The sequence below is a fragment of the Pseudomonas sp. GM79 genome (assembly GCF_000282495.1).
Taxonomy (GTDB): Bacteria; Pseudomonadota; Gammaproteobacteria; order Pseudomonadales; family Pseudomonadaceae; genus Aquipseudomonas.
The window spans coordinates 52,909-71,389 of record NZ_AKJE01000114.1 but is presented as its reverse complement, the minus strand read 5'-3'; the positions used below and the strand labels follow the sequence as shown (position 1 = coordinate 71,389).

Here is an 18,481-nt window from a genome sequence, read left to right as displayed (position 1 = left end):
CTTAACGTTATTGGTTTTGGCAGGGTTGTGGATAACGTGCTTTACGTTCCAGATCGTCGAGGTCGATGTGGTTGCGCATGTATTGCTGACTGGCGTCTACCAGCGGCTGGTGATCCCAGCTCTTCAGCTTGCCGATGGTCAGGGCGTCGGCGACGAAACGCCGGCGTCGCTGACTGGCGAGCACCTGTTGGTGGATCGCCGGGATATCCCATTTGGCCCGCGCTTCGGCGAGAAACTCATCGAAAAGCTGCCGATATTGCGGCGATTGGCTGAGTTCTTCCTGTTCCTTCGGGTCGTTATGTACATCGAAGAGTAGGCACGGGTCGTCTTCGCTGTAGATGAATTTGTAGGCGCCACGGCGAATCATCATCAACGGGCTGATGGTGCCTTCGGCCATGTACTCACCGAAAACTTCGTCGTGACCGCCCTGCCCTTGCAGATGCGCAACCAGCGAGCGGCCGTCCAACGGCAGACCAGGCTCCAGTGAGCCACCGGCCAGTTCGACAAACGTCGGCAGCAGGTCGGCAGTGGACACCGCCGCGCTGACCCGCCCAGCCCCGAATTGCCCTGGTGCACTGATCAGCAGCGGTACACGGGCAGCCATTTCGTACCAGTGCATTTTGTACCAGAGGCCGCGCTCGCCGAGCATGTCGCCGTGGTCACCGGAGAATACGATGATGGTGTCATCGATCAGCCCGGTTTCCTCGAGTGTTTGCAGAAGTTTGCCGACGTTGCTATCGATATAGCTGCACGCACCGAAGTAGGCGCGGCGCGCGTCGCGAATCTTATCCACAGGCAGCGGCTTGTCCCACAGGTCATAGACTTTGAGTAATCGCTGGGAGTGAGGATCAAGTTGATCCTGTGCAGGTGTTTCGGGCAAAGGGATGTCGGCGTCGTCGTACAAATCCCAAAAAGCCTTGGGAATCGTGTACGGATCGTGTGGGTGAGTCATCGACACGGTGAGGCAAAACGGCTGATCGCCCTCCTCGCGGATGTGGTCGAACAGGTATTGCTGGGCCTTGAACACCACCTCTTCGTCGAAATCCAGCTGATTGGTGCGCACGCACGGCCCGGCTTGCAGCACCGACGACATGTTGTGGTACCAGGTTGGGCGCACGTCCGGCTCGTCCCAGTTCACCGCCCAACCATAATCGGCCGGGTAGATGTCGCTGGTCAGGCGTTCTTCGTAACCGTGTAATTGGTCCGGGCCGCAGAAATGCATCTTGCCCGACAGCGCGGTGCGATAACCGAGGCGCCGCAAGTAGTGGGCATAGGTCGGAACATCGGCGGGGAAGTCGGCCGCGTTATCGTAGGCGCCGATCTTGCTCGGCAACTGACCACTGACCAGGGTGAAACGCGACGGCGCGCAGAGTGGGCTATTGCAGTACGCGGCATCGAACACCACGCTTTCGGCGGCGAGGCGGCTGAGATTCGGCAGTTTGATCGGCGAAGGGCCGTAGAACGGCAACATTGGCGCGGCCATTTGATCGGCCATGATGAAAAGAATATTTTTGCGCTTCATGTGATCGCGGCATTCCATAGTGGATATTTATGCGAGAGTGCTGTGATCGAGCATGGAGTCCATAATCTTTGTGGTAAAGCCCATGCCAGGCAATGACTAGGATAAGCACAGCTTATGTATGACGCCCTCGGTGATTTGTCCCTGGACCTGCTGCGTGCCTTTGAAGCCGCGGCCCGACAGCGCAGTTTCACCGCCGCCGCGGTGGAGCTCGGCACCACGCAACCGGCCATCAGTCAGCAGATCAAGCGATTGGAAGAACAGCTCGCTACCCGGTTGTTCGACCGTATCTATCGCGGTATTGAGCTGACTGAAGCCGGGACCATTCTGTTCGAGCAAGTTCAGCTCGGTTTGCAGAATATCGAAGCAGGATTGAGCGCGATCAGCGCACAGCAGCAACACGAAGTGTTGCAGGTGGCCACTGACTTCGCCTTCGCCGCGTACTGGCTGATGCCGCGTCTGCACCGCTTCCATACTGCCAACCCTCAAGTAGACGTCAGCCTGGTCACCAGCGAACGCAGCCACAACATGCTGCGTACCGATATTGATGTGGCGGTGCTGTTTGGCGATGGCCGGTTCAAGCAGGGTGAGAGCCACTGGCTGTTCAGCGAAGAGGTGTTTCCGGTGTGCAGCCCGCTGCTATTGAAGGACCGTGCCCTGCCCTTGCCGGCCCAGTCATTGCTGGAGTTTCCGCTGCTGCACCTGCGAGGAGAACACAGCAGTAACTGGTTCGACTGGAGCGGCGTGTTTCGCGAGCTGGGGATCACCTCGGCCCCGGCTCCGGGGCAACTGCGCTTCGACAATTACACCTTGCTGATTCAGGCGGCGATTGGCGGTCAGGGCGTTGCGATCGGTTGGCGGCACCTTGTGGATAACTTGTTGGCGCAAGGTCTGTTGTGTCGCCCGATTGCCGACACGGTGATTTCCAGGCTGGGGTATTACGTGGTCCTGCCCCAGCGCAAACGGCGTGGGGCGTTGATTCAGCTGTTTGTGGATTGGTTGATGGCGGAACAGGCCAGCAGTGCGCAATCGCTCAATGGTCTCCCTTTGCCTTCGATTGCGGTGTAAAGCGAAAAGATCGCAGCCTTCGGCAGCTCCTACGCGCCTGTGGGCGCTGCCGAAGGCTGCGATCTTTTACTATTCCGACGTCGCAATAAAACTCACGTGCTCACCCACATGCAGGTTCAGGTGCAGCTCATCGGCAATCCCTACGGCTACCCTGTTCAGCCGTTCCAGCGCTGTGGCCAGGCCAGGTTCCAGGCTACTGCTGACGTGACTGAAATGCTCGATGGTCAGCCCGGGCACGCGCCGAGGTGCATTCACCAAGGTCCAGTGCAACGAGCTGCTTTGCAGAGACTCGCGGATTTCTTCGGCGGCGTGGCGTTGCAACGGGTCTTCTATTTCCGGGTCGTCCAGCACCTCGAAATCGCCCACCACAAACAGCCGGGCAATGCCTGCGGCCTGCATGCCGTCGATCAGTGCATCCACCGCCAGCACCTCCTCGACCGGGCCGGGCACGATGGATTTTTCGATGTGTTCACTGTTCATCGGCAACCCTGGCGCATCGAGCAGGCAGATCACCGCCGAACAGCCGGCCACGCTCTGCTTGACCCGCTTGGCATCGAACAGATCGCCGGTCTTGGTACGCAAACCCGGGCGCGGCGCGAGCGCGTTCAGGTCATCGAGAATCGCGATCACTTCATGCTGGCGTCGCAGCATTTCAGCCATCAGCGCACTGCCCAGGCTACTCATGGCACCATAAAGCACCACCTTCACCACTGGGGTTTCGGCATTTTTCATGGATGTGCTCCGTACTTGCTGCCTATATAGCGTGTGACCTGCGGGAGGTGGGGTGGGTTCGACAAGTAGTTTTAGGGGGTTTGAGATGCAACAGATCAAGGGTTACCACGCCCATGTCTACTTCGATGCCAATACCCTGCCACAGGCACGGGCCTTGTGTGAGCAGGCCGCGCAATTGTTTCCACTGAAGATGGGGCGCGTGCACGAGCGCCCGGTCGGCCCGCACCCGGACTGGAGCTGCCAATTGGCTTTCGAGCCGCAATACATTGGCGAGGTGTTGCCGTGGCTGGCGCTCAACCGCAAGGGTTTGGTGGTGTTCCTGCACCCGGACACGGGCGACGATCTGCTCGACCACACCGAACATGCGATCTGGATGGGCGCGATCCGGCCGCTGAACCTGTCTATTTTCTAATCAGAGTTGTTCTTGGGCCTCACCGGGCAAGTGCTCGTCCAGATGCAGCCAGGGCAAACGACTGTTGGTCCAGATATGCCGTTCGGCCGGTGCTTGCTCGGGATGGTCAAGGGTGGCGATGGTCACGTCGATGCTCTCGGGGCTGAGCTTCGTCACCAGCGCCAGTTGTGCCCCACAATTGCGGCAGAAATACCGCACGCAGGTGGACGAAGACTCATACCGGGACGGCGTACCCGCCATCCATTCAAATGCTGAGGCGGGCACGGTGATCCAGGTGGTCACGATTCCACCGCTGACTCGCCGGCAAATTGAGCAATGGCAGTGCGCGATATCGTGCAATGGCCCGCTGAATTGATAGCGCATTTGTCCGCAGTGGCAGCCGCCGGTGTGAAATTCGCCCATGTCTTTTGCTCCTGACCCCGTGTTTACGGAGTCTCAACCCGGCCGACGACCGGTCGTACATTCGGTCAATGCTTTCACTCGCGAAAGCTGGCTGAAAGCTTCCCCGATTAGGATCGCCCTCACTGCCGGCAACAGACCGGTTGGCCAATGCGAGTGTTTTATCGCCCGCCCGGTCCATTAAACAACAACAATGGTGATTCTGATGTCCGCTACTACCCGCCTCTTCGCTGTCACTCCGCCCGTACGTCTCGTGCTTCCCGTTCTGCGCTGACCCCATCCGGTTCGCCATTCCCTAGCCGCGCTACGCCTGGAGTATTCCTATGCTGACTTTCCTTGGCTTCGCCATGGTCATCACGTTCATGTTCCTGATCATGACCAAGCGCCTGTCCGCGCTGATCGCTCTGATCATCATCCCGATTATCTTCGCCCTGTTCGGCGGTTTCTCGCCGAAGATCGGTCCGATGATGCTTGAAGGCATCACCAAGCTCGCGCCGACCGGCGTGATGCTGATGTTCGCCATTCTCTACTTCGCCCTGATGATCGACTCCGGTCTGTTCGACCCGGCCGTGCGCAAAATCCTCAAACTGGTCAAGGGCGACCCGCTGAAAGTTTCGGTCGGTACCGCCGTACTGGCGCTGATCGTGTCCATGGACGGTGACGGCGCGACCACTTACATGATCTGCGTAGCCGCCATGCTGCCGCTCTACAGCCGCATCGGCATGAGCCCGCGGATCATGGCCGGTCTGATCATCCTCGCCGGCGGCGTGATGAACATGACCCCTTGGGGCGGCCCGACGGCTCGTGCGGCCAGTGCGCTGCATGTCGATCCGTCCGACATCTTTGTGCCAATGATTCCAGCAATGCTGGCCGGCGTGGTGGCTATCCTGGCGATTGCCTACTTCTACGGTAAACGCGAGCGTGCGCGTCTGGGTGAACTGCACCTGGTCGGTGATGAAGTCGATCACAGCGAAATCAGCGTTTCGCAGTTCCCGGATGCCCGTCGTCCAAAGCTGATCTGGTTCAACGGCGCCTTGACCCTGGGCCTGATGTGCACGCTGGTCGCCGGCCTGTTGCCGCTGCCAGTGCTGTTCATGGTGGCGTTCAGTATTGCGATGATCGTCAACTACCCGTGCCTGCAACAGCAGAAGGACCGCGTTGCGGCCCACGCCGGTAGCGTACTGGCGGTGGTCGGGTTGATCTTTGCCGCGGGTATCTTCACCGGTATCCTGTCGGGCACCGGCATGGTCGATGCCATGTCGAAAAGCCTGCTGGCGGTTATCCCCGATTTCCTCGGCCCGTACCTGGCTGTGATTACCGCGCTGGTCAGCATGCCGTTCACGTTCTTTATGTCGAACGATGCATTTTATTACGGCGTGTTACCGGTACTTGCCGAAGCCGCCAGTCATTACGGTATAACCGCGGTGGAAATGGCACGTGCCTCGATCGTCGGTCAGCCCGTCCACTTGCTGAGCCCGCTGGTACCATCGACTTACCTGTTGGTGGCCCTGGCCGGTATCGAATTCGGTGATCATCAGCGGTTCACCTTGAAGTGGGCAGTGCTGGTTTGCCTGTGCATACTGGTCGCTGCATTGCTGATGGGGATTTTCCCGCTGTTCAGCACTCTATAAGCCCAAGACTCACCATGACGGGTCCAGGCTTTGTTGTTTGAAGCCTGGGCCCTTTGTGGTTTAAACACTCGCTCAAAGGAATACACATGGAATGGCTGACCAACCCTGAAATCTGGGTTGCCTTCTTCACCCTGACTGCCCTGGAGATCGTCCTGGGCATCGACAACATCATCATGATCTCGATCCTGGTCAGCCGCATGCCCAAGCACATGCAGGCGCGCACCCGGATTTTCGGCCTGGCGCTGGCCATGATCACGCGGATCCTGTTGCTGCTGTCGATCACCTGGGTCATGCGTCTCACCGCCGACCTGTTCGAAGTGTTCGGCCAGGGTATTTCCGGGCGTGACCTGATCCTGTTCTTCGGTGGTCTGTTCCTGCTGTGGAAGAGCTCGCAAGAGATGTACCACGCACTGGAAGGTGAAGATGAAGTCGGCGACGAGCCTTCGGGCAAGGGCGGCAACTTCCTGTACACCATCATCCAGATCGCGATCATCGACATCGTGTTCTCGCTGGACTCGGTGATCACCGCGGTGGGCATGGTGTCCCACGTACCGGTCATGGTCGCGGCAATTGTCGTTGCAGTGCTAGTGATGATGTGGGCTTCTGGCACCATCAGCGAGTTCATCGACAAGCACCCGTCGTTGAAGATGCTGGCGCTGTCGTTCCTGTTGCTGGTGGGTACCGTGCTGATCGCCGAATCGCTCGACGTGCACTTGCCAAAAGGCTACGTCTACTTCGCCATGGCGTTCTCGCTGGCGGTGGAAGCGATCAACATCAAGATGCGCACCGCGATGATGAAAAAGAGGAAGCAGCAGGAGCCGGTAAAACTGCGCAAGGATGTTCCGGGGCAGTAACCGGTCCCAATGGGGTCTCTGTGGCGAGGGAGCTTGCTCCCGCTGGGCCGCGAAGCGGCCCTGAAACCAGTCACTGCGATTACTCAATAAAATCGCGGAGGCCTATATTGCGGCTGCTTCGCAACCGAGCGGGAGCAAGCTCCCTCGCCACAAGAACAAAGGGCCTACGGCCCTTTGTTCGTTTTTGAAGCAAACTGTTTTATGACGGTTTTGTTTCAATCGCCTCTTTAGCTATGCGATGCTGGCGCCCAGACCGTTAGCCAACTACAGCTTATGTACAGAACGTAGAAAAACGCGCGGCACCGTCGACTTGCCCCACTGGGGCGCTACCACCACAGGGGGCCTGTATGCTCACCCTGCTCAATCTGTTATCCGCCGTGGCCCTTTTGATCTGGGGCACGCACATCGTCCGAACCGGCATCCTGCGGGTTTATGGCTCCAATTTGCGCCATGTGATCGCCCATAACATGTCCAGGCGCTGGCTGGCGTTTGTCGCCGGGATCATGGTGACCGCCATGGTCCAGAGCAGCAATGCCACCGCCATGCTCGTGACCTCGTTTGTCGGTCAGGGCCTGATGGCGCTGACGCCGGCCCTGGCGACCATGCTCGGCGCCGACGTGGGTACCGCGCTGATGGCGCGGGTACTGACCCTCGACTTGTCGTGGCTGTCGCCGCTGCTGATTTTCCTCGGGGTGATTTTCTTTCTGTCGCGCAAGCAGACCCGGGTCGGGCAGATGGGCCGGGTCGGCATTGGTCTGGGGCTGATCATTCTGGCGCTGCAACTGATCGTCGAGGCCGCCGCGCCGATCACTCAGGCGCAAGGGGTGAAGGTCATCTTCGCCTCCCTGACCGGCGACATCCTGCTCGATGCCTTGGTCGGCGCGCTGTTCGCGATGATTTCCTACTCCAGCCTGGCCGCCGTTTTGCTGACCGCGACCCTCGCCGGTGCCAGCGTGATCAGTCTGCCAGTGGCCATCGGCCTGGTGATCGGCGCCAACATCGGCAGCGGCATTCTGGCTTTCCTCAGCACCAGCATGCAGAACGCGGCCGGCCGTCAGGTGGCGCTCGGCAGTCTGCTGTACAAACTGATCGGCCTGCTGCTGATCATTCCGGTGCTCGACCCGTTGGTGCACTGGATCGACAGCCTCGACTTCAGCCCTCAGGAAATGGTCATCGGCTTCCACCTGCTCTACAACACCGTGCGTTGCCTGATCCTGTTGCCCAGCGTCGGGCCGATGGCCAAGCTCTGTGCGTGGTTGCTGCCAGAGCGGCCGGACATCAATGGCACGGCCAAACCACGGCATCTTGACCCGACGGCATTGGTCACCCCGAGTCTGGCGCTGGCCAATGCTGCCCGGGAAACCCTGCGCATCGGCGATCTGGTCGACAGCATGCTCGAAGCCATGCTCGCCGTGCTGCGCGGCAAGCAGACCGCCGTCACCCAGGAAATTCGTCGCCTGACCGATGATGTTGAAGCGCTCTACAGCGCCATCAAACTCTATCTGGCGCAAATGCCCCGCGAAGACCTCAGCGAGCAGGACAGTCGGCGCTGGGCGGAAACCATCGAGCTGGCGATCAATCTGAAACTCTCCAGCGACCTGATCGAACGTATGCTGCGCAAGGTTCAGCAGCAGAAAACCTCGCAACGCCGGTCTTTTTCCGAGGTGGGCCTGGAGGAGTTGGCGGGGCTGCACAGTCAGCTGATTGCCAACCTGCGTCTGGGGTTGTCGGTATTTCTCAGTGCCGACCCGGAAAGTGCTCGCCAGTTACTGCGTGAGAAACGTCGCTTTCGCGCACAGGAACGCCGCCTGGCCCACGCTCATGTCAGCCGTTTAAACCGTAAGATCGTGCAAAGTATCGAGACCAGTTCGCTGCATCTGGAACTGATTGCTGACATGAGACGCTTGAACTCGCTGTTCTGCAGCAGCGCCTATGCAGTGTTGGGCACTTCGGACACCGGCGCTCTGGCGGTTGACGATTTGACTGACATCACTCATTCACCCTGAACGTCCACAGTTGCTTGAAGTCTGTTGAACTTACGCTGGTCGTACGGAAATTCGTTATGCGTTGTCTGCTGTTTGCTTGTCTGCTGCTTGGTTCACTGCCTTCAATTGCCCTGGATCGCTTCCAGGTCGAGGGCTACACGTTGCGCAACGGCCTGCAATTGGTCTTCAAACCGGGCACCGAGCGCGGGCATGTGGCGATCCGGTTGGTGGTTGGCGTAGGCCTGGATGATTTCAGCTGCGCCGACAAGGAGCTGCCGCATCTGCTCGAACACTTGCTGTTCAGCGGCATCGACGCCACCGGCGAAGGCGGCCTGGAAGAACGCATGCAGGCCTTGGGCGGTGAATGGAATGCCTACACCAGCAATGCCGACACGACTTTCGTCATCGAAGCCCCGGCGAAAAACCAGCGCAAGGTCCTCGACCTGCTGTTGGCGCTGCTGACCCAGACCCGTATCGACGACAATGCCATCAACGTCGCCAAGCAAGTGGTCGAGCGCGAAGACGGTGGTCATTACTCGCACCTGCAACGCTGGCTGGATCGCCAGGATCTGGGGCACACCGCGAGTAATCAGTTGGCGGTGGAACTGGGCCTCAAATGCCCCGAGCGCGCGCAAGTCGATCACCTGACCCGCGAGCAATTGGAGAAGGTGCGCAAGGCTTGGTACGCGCCCAACAACATGACCCTGATCGTGGTCGGCGACCTCGACCGCTTGCTGCCGGCCTATCTGGAACGGGCCTATGGCGCGCTCGAAGCGGTTGAGCCTAGCACTCACCTGCCGCTGCCAGACATTCAGGCCAGCGCGGACCATGAGCGCAATTTGAGTAACGGTTTCGTCGGTGGCGGTGCCAAATTGCATTGGCTGGTGCCAGAACCGGTGCTGGAAGACCAGCACGACGAAACCTTCGACTTGCTCAAGGACTATCTGGACTGGGCGCTCTATCGCCAATTGCGCCTGGCCCATGGGTTGTCCTACGGTCCCTCGGCCGAGCGCGAGGTATTTGGCGGGGTGGGCTTCATGAGCCTGAACGCCGACCTTGATCGCGACGATGTGCTGGCAGCGGAACAGGTGCTGGATGAGCTTAAAGCCGATCTGCTCAAGAACGGCCTCGATGCCGCCACCTTCGCCCGTCTCAAGCAAGCCGCCATCGCTCGCCAGGCCTGGGCCGTGCAAGGCAACAGCGCCCTGGCGGACTATTACTGGAGCGCTCTTGGCGACTACGAGGATGGCCATTTCGTCAACCCGGCCAAGGCACTGCAGGATGTAACACTGGCCGAGGCGAACAAGGCGATGCGCGAATTGCTGCTGCAACCGGGATATCTGCGGATCGAGAAGCCGCTGATGAGTTATGACCAGGTGATGTGGGCGATTGTCGGGGGATTTGGACTGATGGTGCTTGGAATATTGGGTTGGCACGTTCACCGCAGAAAGAAATGATTTCTCTGTGGCGAGGGAGCTGTGTGGCGAGGGAGCTTGCTCCCGTTGGGCTGCGAAGCGGCCCTGAAAAACGGCACCCCGGTTTATCAGACACACCGCATTCACCGATATTGCGACTGCTGCGCAGCCGAGCGGGAGCAAGCTCCCTCGCCACAGGGTTTTGGGTTCGATCAAAGTGACCGCAAGCCTCGCCACAGGGCCCCTCGGGCGGTACCCTGTCGAGGATTTTCCCCACGACTATTGTGAATCGCCGAATGCCGAACCTGACCCTGTACGTACAGCGCCTCCTGGAGTTGATCAAGCGCTATCCCGGGGTCATTGCGCTCGGCGGCTTCATTTCAGGGGTCGGCAGCTTCATGCTGGTGGATCGCCAACAAGGTCTGGCGACGTGGATCACCACCATCATGCTGATCAGCTGGGTCTGGTTGATGCTGGAAAACAGCCTCACCAAGCTGTTCGCCAGGGTCTTCAAGCGCGAAATACCCCAGCCACTGCTGCGTTACGCAACGCAGATGATCCATCAGGAAAGCCTGTTCTTCGTCCTGCCGTTCTTTTTAATCACCACCACCTGGAACAGCGGCCAGTTGTTCTTCACTGGATTACTGAGCATGGCGGCGCTGATTTCGATCATCGACCCGCTCTACTACAAATGGCTGGCACCGCGCCGCTGGGCGTTCCTGGCACTGCACACCCTGACCCTGTTCGCGGCCCTGTTGACCGCCCTGCCCGTCATCCTGCACCTGACCACCGCCCAAAGCTTCAAGCTGGCGCTAGGCATTGCCATGCTGCTGTCGTTCCCGAGCCTGGCCTCGATCTTCCCGATTCGCACTGTGCGCAATGCGCTGGCGATCCTCAGCATCACCGTCGGCATCGGCGCCTCTGGTTGGGTGCTGCGCTCCTGGGTTCCACCGGCGACGCTGTGGATGACCGAGGTGGCGATCAGCACTCAAATGCAGGATCGAACACCCGGCAAGAGCCTGGAAGAAGTCAGCACCGAACAGATTCGTGGGGGTGGGCTGTATGCGTACACCGCGATCAATGCTCCGCGAGGTCTGGCCGAACGGATTTATCACGTCTGGATGTTCAACGGTAAAGAAGTCGACCGTATCCCGCTGGATATCAACGGGGGGCGCAAGGAAGGCTACCGTGCGTGGACTCACAAGCAGAACTTCCCCGGCAACCCCGCAGGCAAATGGCAGGTTCGGGTGCTGACTGAAGACGGTCAGTTGATTGGCGTGTTGCGCTTCAAAGTCATGGACAGCACACCCATCAAAGAAAAGTAACGCGGTTCGTGCTATTAGTCAGATCTGCGTAATAGCCGAACAAGCACGGAGCTTATGACTAGCAGCACAATGCCTGGCAGTGCCCGACTGGACACCTCGCACAGCCCTGCCCTGTTGCGGGTCACGGGTGACTGGACGCTCGCCCATTACGCCGATCTCAGCCGCCTGAGCGAAAAGCTCCGTGGCCAATACGACAACAACACCCACATCGATCTCAATGGCCTCGGCGCGCTCGATACGGCGGGTGCGTCATTGTTGGTGGAGCTGCTGGGGGCCGAGCGTCTGGGCAAATCTGCCGAACACCCCGATTGCACCCTTTCCTCCGCGGATCGCGCCTTGTTGCAGACGGTGTACTGCTCGCTGACCGATTTCTGCGTGCCGATCAAAGAACCGGAAATCAGCGTCGGCATTCAACTGCTGACCCGCATCGGCCGCGCGGTCGACGCGGTCTGGCAGGACACGTTGCAACTGTTGGGTTTCGTCGGCCTGATCCTGGAAACCATCGCTCGCGGGTTGTTTCGGCCCAAACGCTGGCGTCTCACACCGATGGTCGCCCACATCGAACAGACCGGCCTCGACGCCGCCCCCATCGTCGCCTTGCTGACGTTTTTGGTGGGAGCTGTGGTGGCGTTTCTCGGGGCGACGGTGCTGGCGAGTTTCGGTGCGAGTATTTTCACCGTGGACCTGGTGGCGTTCTCTTTTCTGCGAGAGTTCGGCGTGTTGCTCACGGCGATCCTGATGGCGGGCCGCACCGCCAGTGCGTTCACCGCGCAGATCGGTTCGATGAAGGCCAACGAAGAAATCGACGCGATCCGCACCCTCGGCCTCGACCCGATGGAGTTGCTGGTAGTCCCCCGCGTCCTGGCGTTGCTGGTGGCGCTGCCGATGTTGACCTTTCTGGCGATGGTGTCAGGGATTGTCGGCGGTGGCGTGGTCTGCGCGCTGTCGCTGGATATCTCACCGGCGATGTTCCTGTCACTGCTGCAATCGGACATCGGCGTTCAGCACTTTCTGGTGGGGATCGTCAAAGCGCCGATTTTTGCGTTCCTGATTGCCGCCATCGGCTGCCTCGAGGGCTTCAAGGTTAGCGGCAGCGCCGAGTCCGTCGGCGCGCACACCACGTCCAGTGTGGTGCAGTCGATTTTCGTGGTGATCGTGCTCGACGCCGTGGCTGCGTTGTTTTTCATGGAGATGGACTGGTGAGTCGTTTACCCCGAGCGCCTTCAGAGGCAGTGATCGAAGTCCGTGGGCTGTGCAATCGCTTCGGCCACCAGAGCGTGCACGAGAACCTCGACCTGGACTTGTACAAGGGCGAGATTCTGGCGGTGGTCGGCGGTTCTGGCAGCGGCAAATCGGTGCTGCTGCGCAGCATTGTCGGCCTGCGTCAGCCCAGCGAAGGGCTGGTGAAGGTCTTCGGCAAGAACTTGCCGAGCCTGTCGGAGCACGAGCGCTCGCTGGTCGAACGGCGGTTCGGTGTGTTGTTCCAGAAAGGCGCCTTGTTCTCTTCGCTCACCGTGACCGAGAACGTCGCCCTGCCCCTGATTGAACACGCCGGCCTGAGCCGTGCCGACGCCGAGCACCTGGCGGCAGTGAAAATGGCGTTGGCCGGGCTGCCGTTGTCGGCGGCCGACAAATACCCTGCTTCACTGTCCGGCGGCATGATCAAGCGCGCGGCCCTGGCCCGAGCGCTGGCGCTGGACCCGGACATCCTGTTCCTCGACGAGCCCACCGCCGGTCTAGACCCGATTGGCGCCGCAGGCTTCGATCAACTGATCCTGACTCTGCGCGATGCCTTGGGCCTGAGCGTGTTTCTGGTGACCCACGACCTCGACACGCTCTACACCATCACCGACCGAGTGGCGGTGCTGGCGCAGAAGAAAGTGCTGGTGGCGGACGCCATCGACAAGGTGTCGGAAACCGATGATGCGTGGATTCACGAATACTTCCATGGCCCTCGCGGCCGCGCGGCGCTGACGGCCGCTAACCAGCTCAACGAGGTCTGACATGGAAACCCGAGCTCATCATGTATTGATCGGCCTGTTCACCGTCATAGTGGTGGCAGGCGCCCTGCTCTTCGGTCTGTGGCTGGCCAAATCCAGCGTCGATACCGAATTCAAGGATTACGAAATCGTCTTCAACGAGGCGGTCAGCGGCCTGTCCAAGGGCAGCGCCGTGCAGTACAGCGGGATCAAGGTCGGCGACGTGGTGATACTGCGCCTGGACCCGAACGATCCGCGCCGGGTGTTGGCGCGGATTCGCCTGGGCGGAGACACTCCGATCAAAGAAGACACTCAGGCCAAGCTGGCGCTGACCGGGATCACCGGGACCTCGATCATCCAGCTCAGCGGCGGCACGCCACAAAGTCCGACGCTCAAGGGCGAGGACGGCAATTTGCCGACAATCGTTGCATCGCCCTCGCCCATTGCCCGGTTGATGAATGACAGCAACGATCTGATGGCGGGCGTGAACGTGTTGATGCACAACGCCAATCAGTTGTTTTCCTCGGAGAACGTCGAGCGCATCAGCAAGACCCTTGAGCATCTGGAGCAAACCACCGGCACCATCGCTGACCAGCGCGGCGATATTCGCCAGGCGATGCAGCAACTGGCCTCGGTCGGCAAACAGGCCGGCGCCATGCTGGAACAGACGTCGGCGCTGATGCGCAACGCCAATGGCATGCTCAACGATCAAGGCAAGCAGATGTTCGGCAGTGCCGAGCAGGCGATGAAGTCGCTGGAACAGAGCAGCGCGACCATCAACACGTTGCTCACGACCAATCAGGATTCGCTCAACAGCGGCATGCAAGGCCTCAATGGCCTGGCGCCGGCGGTGCGTGAGCTGCGCGATACCTTGAGTTCGTTGCGGACCATTTCCCAGCGGCTTGAGGCCAACCCCAGCGGTTACCTGCTGGGCAGCGACAAAAACAAGGAGTTCACGCCATGAAACTGGCTCATCTCGCCCTCCTCGCCGGTTTTGCGTTGATCGCTTCCTGTTCGATTTTCCCCAAGGCCGAGCCGTCCGATGTCTATCGACTGCCGTCGGCACAGCGCGACGCATCGGCCCAACACGGCACGCCGCAGCGCTGGTCGTTGCGGCTGGCCAAGCCTCAAACCAGCGAAGCCTTGAACAACCCGAAAATCGCCGTAATCCCTCAGGGTGATCTGATCAGCAGCTACAAGGCTTCACGCTGGAGCGATCCGGCACCGGTGCTGTTGCGCAATCGTCTGCTCGATGGTTTCCAGCGTGACGGTCGCGTGCCGTTGCTCAGCACCGATGACAGTAATTTCCAGGCAGACCTGGAACTGGGCGGCAACCTGCAAGCGTTCCAGACCGAGTACCAAGGTACGGCTGCGAGCGTGGTCGTGCGCCTGGATGCGTTGTTGGTGCGTGGGTATGACCAGCGAATCCTCGCCAGCCGACGCTTTGAAGTGCGTCAGCCGTTGAGCGATGTGAAGGTGCCGGCGGTGGTGACCGGTTTTGGTCAGGCCAGCGATCAATTGACGGCGCAGGTGGTGGCCTGGACGGTGGAGCAAGGTCAGAAAGTTGCGCCGCCGCTGAGGCCATAAAAGTCGGACGCACATCTAATGTGGGAGCGGGCTTGCTCGCGAAGGCGGTGTGTCAGTCAACAGGGATGTTGAATGTACCGGCCTCTTCGCGAGCAAGCCCGCTCCCACAGGGTTTTCGGTCAACCGAAGAACCAGTAGCACACCCCGATCGCGCCAAGAACACCCGCCAATTCCGCCAGCAACGCACACCCCACCGCATGCCGTGCACGCTGAATGCCCACCGCGCCGAAGTACACCGCCAATACATAAAAGGTTGTTTCAGTACTGCCCTGAATCGTCGCCGCCACCAGCGCCGGGAAGCTGTCGACTCCAGAGGTTTTCATGGTTTCGATCAGCATTGCCCGTGCGGCGCTGCCGGAGAAGGGTTTGACCATGGCCGTTGGCAGCGCGTCGACAAAGCGGGTGTCCCAACCGGCCCACTCCACCAGATGACGGATCCCGTCCAGACCGAAATCCAGTGCCCCGGATGCTCGCAGCACGCCCACGGCACAGAGCATCGCCACCAGATACGGCAGCAGGTTCTTGGCCACGTCGAAGCCTTCTTTCGCGCCTTCGATGAACGCCTCGTAGACCTTCACTTTGCGTAATGCGCCGATCACCAGAAACAGCATGATCAGCCCGAACAGCGTCACGTTGCCGAGGATCGATGACAGGCTCGCCAGAGCGGTCGCCGAGAGCGTCGCCAGCAGCGCCATGAACGCACCGAGGGCCAAGGCACCGGGAATGAAGTAGGCGAGCACCACCGGGTCCCACAGGCGCAGACGCTGCATGAACGCCACCGACAACAAGCCCACCAGGGTCGAACAACTGGTGGCCAGCAGGATTGGCAGGAACACCAGGGTCGGATCGGGCGCACCTTGCTGGGCGCGGTACATGAAGATGGTCACCGGCAGCAGGGTCAGGGACGAGGCGTTGAGCACCAGGAAGAGGATCTGCGCGTTGCTGGCGATGGTGTCGCTGGGGTTTAGCTCTTGCAGCGCCTTCATGGCTTTGAGGCCGATCGGTGTGGCGGCGTTGTCCAGCCCCAGGCCGTTGGCGGCGAAGTTCAGCGTGATCAGGCCGATGGCCGGATGCCCGGGCGGCACCTCCGGCATCAGGCGCAGGAACAGCGGGCCCAGCGCCTTGGCCAGCCATTCGACGATGCCGGCCTTCTCGGCAATTCGCAGAAAGCCCAGCCAGAGAGTGAGGGTGCCGAACAACAGGACCATGACCTCGACCGACAATTTGGCCATGGCGAAAATGCTTTCCACCATCGCCGCAAAGATCCCGGCGTTACCGCCGATCAGCCATTGCGCCAGCGCCGAAACGGCAGCCACGATGAAGAAGCCAAGCCACAGGCCATTAAGCATCAGTCAAATCCCCCGGAAGATGCGGCGAATGATAGCGGGGTAGACAGAAACGACAAACCCCGGATTTCTCCGGGGTTTGTTTAGTACCGCTAGCAAAAGACCAATGTGCGAGCGGGCTTGCTCGCGAAAGCGGTGGATCAGTCAACAAAGATGTTGAATGTACCGGCCTCTTCGCGAGCAAGCCCGCTCCCACAGGTTTTTGCATCAGTTGCTGGAAATTTCACCAACCGGCAACTTTTCCTTGCTGCGCCAGTGCGGCAGGGAGTTCCAGTAGCGCTCGCCCTTGGCGTCGTCGTACATACCTTCCCAACGTGCGATGACCAGCACGGCCAAGGCGTTACCGATCACGTTCAGCGCGGTACGGGCCATGTCCATGATGCGGTCGACACCGGCAATGAACGCCAAGCCTTCCAGCGGAATACCAACGCTGCCCAGAGTCGCCAGCAGCACCACGAAGGACACGCCCGGTACGCCGGCGATGCCTTTGGAGGTGACCATCAGCGTCAGCACCAGCAGCAACTGTTGGCTGATGGACAGGTCGATGCCGTAGAGCTGGGCAATGAAGATTGCCGCGATGCTCTGGTACAGGGTCGAACCGTCGAGGTTGAACGAGTAGCCGGTCGGCACCACGAAGCTGCAAATGGCTTTCGGCGCGCCGTAGGCTTCCATCTTCTCGATCACGCGCGGCAGCACGGTTTCGGAACTGGCGGTGGAGTAGGCCAGTACCAGCTCATCCTTGAAGATGCGCATCAGCTTGATCACCGAGAAACCGAACAGGCGAGCGATCAGGCCCAGCACCACAAAGGCGAAGAAGGCGACGGCGAAGTAAACCAGGACGACCAGTTTGGCCAACGGCAGCAGAGAGGCGAAACCGAAGTTGGCCACGGTCACCGCGATCAGTGCGAACACGCCGATCGGGGCGTAGTTCATGATCATGTGGGTGACCTTGAACATGCTTTCCGATACACCCTGGAACATCTTCACCAGCGGCTCGCGCAGGTCCGATTGCAGGCTCGACAGACCGAGACCGAACAACACGGAGAAGAAGATGATCGGCAGCATCTCGCCGCGGGCCATGGCCGCAAAGATGTTCGACGGGATCAGGTTGAGGATGGTCTGGATGAACGCGTGTTCATGCTGCACCTCGGCGGCAGTGGCCTGGTACTTGGAAATATCCACCGTACCCAGGGTGCTCATGTCGATGCCGCTGCCCGGATGGACCACGTTGGCCAGCACCAGACCGACCAGAATGGCGATGGTGGTGACGATCTCGAAGTAAATGATGGTCTTCAGACCGATGCGACCGAGTTTCTTCGCGTCACCCACGCCAGCAATGCCGACGATCAGCGAGGAGATCACGATCGGGATCACGATCATCTTGATCAGACGGATAAAGATATCGCCTGCCGGTTGCAGTACGTTGCTGATCCACCAGGCTTTTTCGGCACTGAAATGGTTGAGCAGTGCACCAATTGCTATCCCCAGAACCAGACCGATGAGGATCTGCCAGGCGAGGCTAAGCTTTGCCTTCTTCATATCTTTACCCTTACTTGCGTTTGACTCAGGCTGATGCATGAACTGAAACGCGCAATGGCGAACAAGTCTTGCATCGGCCCCCGTATAAGGTCCCCGCGAGCGAGCATTTACAGCTCTCAGGCAGCGAAAAAGGCGCAACTATTCCGATGCAGGGAAGCGCCGTCTAATGCCGTAAACGCCTACCCTATGCCGAATCGGCATGAGATTTTCCAACTGAAACCCGCGTCCCAACCGGTTTGAATGCGACATTCAGGCGGGCATAAGTGCCGTATGCCGGCCATTTCAGCGCAGGACGAAGGTTTTTAAATAAGCGGAAATTTAGGAAAAAGCCTACGTTTGGCTGCGAATTCTCTTATCGAGAAAGTCGGAGCTTTCTCGATATACGGTCACGAAGAAACACCGCGAAACGGTTTTGCGGGGAATATGCACCAAGAACAGATGAGCTGAATGCTCTAGATCAACGTTTTGCACGTTGAAGCTCTCCGCAAGTTCGTCGAGCCGCTCTGGTCCCGGCGAACTTGCGTCGCAGCTTTGCCTGACCCGGCCCTTGCGCAGGTACTCCCTGTACCCGTAGGTCACTCCGACCCTGAAACAGTCAGAACGTCCCGACCCCTTGGTCATGCGTCTACCGTCCTCGGGTAGCGCAGTGGAAAAAGGCGCTGTGGCCTCTTTCGTGTTTCGAAACTCAAT

Annotated in this window: 16 protein-coding genes; 11 read left to right on the top strand and 5 right to left on the bottom strand. The window is 59.7% G+C overall.

All coding sequences use genetic code 11. The annotated features are described in order from the left end of the window. Positions 1-7: 7 nt before the first annotated feature. Positions 8-1,522, bottom strand: a complete 1,515-nt coding sequence (gene betC / locus PMI36_RS01175; RefSeq protein ID WP_008076296.1) for a choline-sulfatase — start codon at positions 1,520-1,522, stop codon at positions 8-10. Between the two features lie 114 nt (positions 1,523-1,636). Between betC and PMI36_RS01180 the strand changes: the two genes are divergently transcribed. Further along, the gene (locus PMI36_RS01180; RefSeq protein WP_008076294.1) at positions 1,637-2,587 is read left to right on the top strand and encodes a choline sulfate utilization transcriptional regulator; all 951 of its coding nucleotides are present in this window, start codon (positions 1,637-1,639) and stop codon (positions 2,585-2,587) included. 69 nt (positions 2,588-2,656) lie between these two features. Here PMI36_RS01180 and PMI36_RS01185 read toward each other — a convergent pair whose 3' ends face one another. Beyond that, positions 2,657-3,319 carry an NAD(P)-dependent oxidoreductase gene (locus tag PMI36_RS01185; RefSeq protein WP_008076292.1) on the bottom strand — a complete coding sequence of 221 codons (663 nt, stop codon included), beginning with the start codon at positions 3,317-3,319 and terminating at the stop codon, positions 2,657-2,659. Positions 3,320-3,404: 85 nt separating this feature from the next. Between PMI36_RS01185 and PMI36_RS01190 the strand changes: the two genes are divergently transcribed. Next, positions 3,405-3,731 carry a DOPA 4,5-dioxygenase family protein gene (locus tag PMI36_RS01190; protein ID WP_008076290.1) on the top strand — a complete coding sequence of 109 codons (327 nt, stop codon included), beginning with the start codon at positions 3,405-3,407 and terminating at the stop codon, positions 3,729-3,731. Here PMI36_RS01190 and PMI36_RS01195 read toward each other — a convergent pair whose 3' ends face one another. Beyond that, a complete protein-coding gene (locus PMI36_RS01195) occupies positions 3,732-4,133 on the bottom strand; it encodes a GFA family protein (RefSeq protein WP_008076288.1) in 402 nt (133 codons plus the stop codon). Between the two features lie 320 nt (positions 4,134-4,453). Here PMI36_RS01195 and PMI36_RS01200 point away from each other — a divergent pair, with 320 nt between their 5' ends. From PMI36_RS01200 to PMI36_RS01240, 9 genes are all read left to right on the top strand, one after another. Then, positions 4,454-5,761 (top strand): CitMHS family transporter, encoded by a 1,308-nt coding sequence (locus PMI36_RS01200; RefSeq protein WP_008076284.1) that lies wholly within the window; start codon positions 4,454-4,456, stop codon positions 5,759-5,761. Positions 5,762-5,847: 86 nt separating this feature from the next. Next, positions 5,848-6,615 carry a TerC family protein gene (locus tag PMI36_RS01205; protein ID WP_008076283.1) on the top strand — a complete coding sequence of 256 codons (768 nt, stop codon included), beginning with the start codon at positions 5,848-5,850 and terminating at the stop codon, positions 6,613-6,615. 347 nt (positions 6,616-6,962) lie between these two features. After that, positions 6,963-8,621 (top strand): Na/Pi cotransporter family protein, encoded by a 1,659-nt coding sequence (locus tag PMI36_RS01210; RefSeq protein WP_008076282.1) that lies wholly within the window; start codon positions 6,963-6,965, stop codon positions 8,619-8,621. Positions 8,622-8,677: 56 nt separating this feature from the next. Beyond that, positions 8,678-10,057, top strand: a complete 1,380-nt coding sequence (locus tag PMI36_RS01215; protein ID WP_008076281.1) for a M16 family metallopeptidase — start codon at positions 8,678-8,680, stop codon at positions 10,055-10,057. 254 nt (positions 10,058-10,311) lie between these two features. Then, positions 10,312-11,340, top strand: a complete 1,029-nt coding sequence (locus PMI36_RS01220) for a DUF5924 family protein (protein WP_008076280.1) — start codon at positions 10,312-10,314, stop codon at positions 11,338-11,340. Positions 11,341-11,394: 54 nt separating this feature from the next. Then, entirely contained in the window at positions 11,395-12,543 is a 1,149-nt protein-coding gene (locus PMI36_RS01225) for an ABC transporter permease (RefSeq protein ID WP_032830765.1), read from the top strand. Beyond that, positions 12,540-13,343 carry an ABC transporter ATP-binding protein gene (locus PMI36_RS01230; RefSeq protein ID WP_008076277.1) on the top strand — a complete coding sequence of 268 codons (804 nt, stop codon included), beginning with the start codon at positions 12,540-12,542 and terminating at the stop codon, positions 13,341-13,343. The genes PMI36_RS01225 and PMI36_RS01230 overlap by 4 nt, the downstream gene beginning before the upstream one ends. A 1-nt stretch (position 13,344) precedes the next feature. Then, positions 13,345-14,283 (top strand): MlaD family protein, encoded by a 939-nt coding sequence (locus PMI36_RS01235; RefSeq protein WP_008076276.1) that lies wholly within the window; start codon positions 13,345-13,347, stop codon positions 14,281-14,283. Beyond that, positions 14,280-14,906 (top strand): ABC-type transport auxiliary lipoprotein family protein, encoded by a 627-nt coding sequence (locus tag PMI36_RS01240; RefSeq protein ID WP_008076275.1) that lies wholly within the window; start codon positions 14,280-14,282, stop codon positions 14,904-14,906. The genes PMI36_RS01235 and PMI36_RS01240 overlap by 4 nt, the downstream gene beginning before the upstream one ends. A gap of 119 nt (positions 14,907-15,025) precedes the next feature. Here the strand turns inward: PMI36_RS01240 and PMI36_RS01245 are convergent, their stop codons facing one another. Both PMI36_RS01245 and gltP read right to left on the bottom strand, forming a co-directional pair. After that, positions 15,026-16,255: a nucleoside recognition domain-containing protein gene (locus PMI36_RS01245; protein ID WP_008076274.1), complete on the bottom strand. Its 1,230-nt coding sequence runs from the start codon at positions 16,253-16,255 to the stop codon at positions 15,026-15,028. 204 nt (positions 16,256-16,459) lie between these two features. Then, positions 16,460-17,791: a glutamate/aspartate:proton symporter GltP gene (gene gltP / locus PMI36_RS01250; RefSeq protein WP_008076273.1), complete on the bottom strand. Its 1,332-nt coding sequence runs from the start codon at positions 17,789-17,791 to the stop codon at positions 16,460-16,462. Between the last annotated feature and the right edge of the window lie 690 nt (positions 17,792-18,481).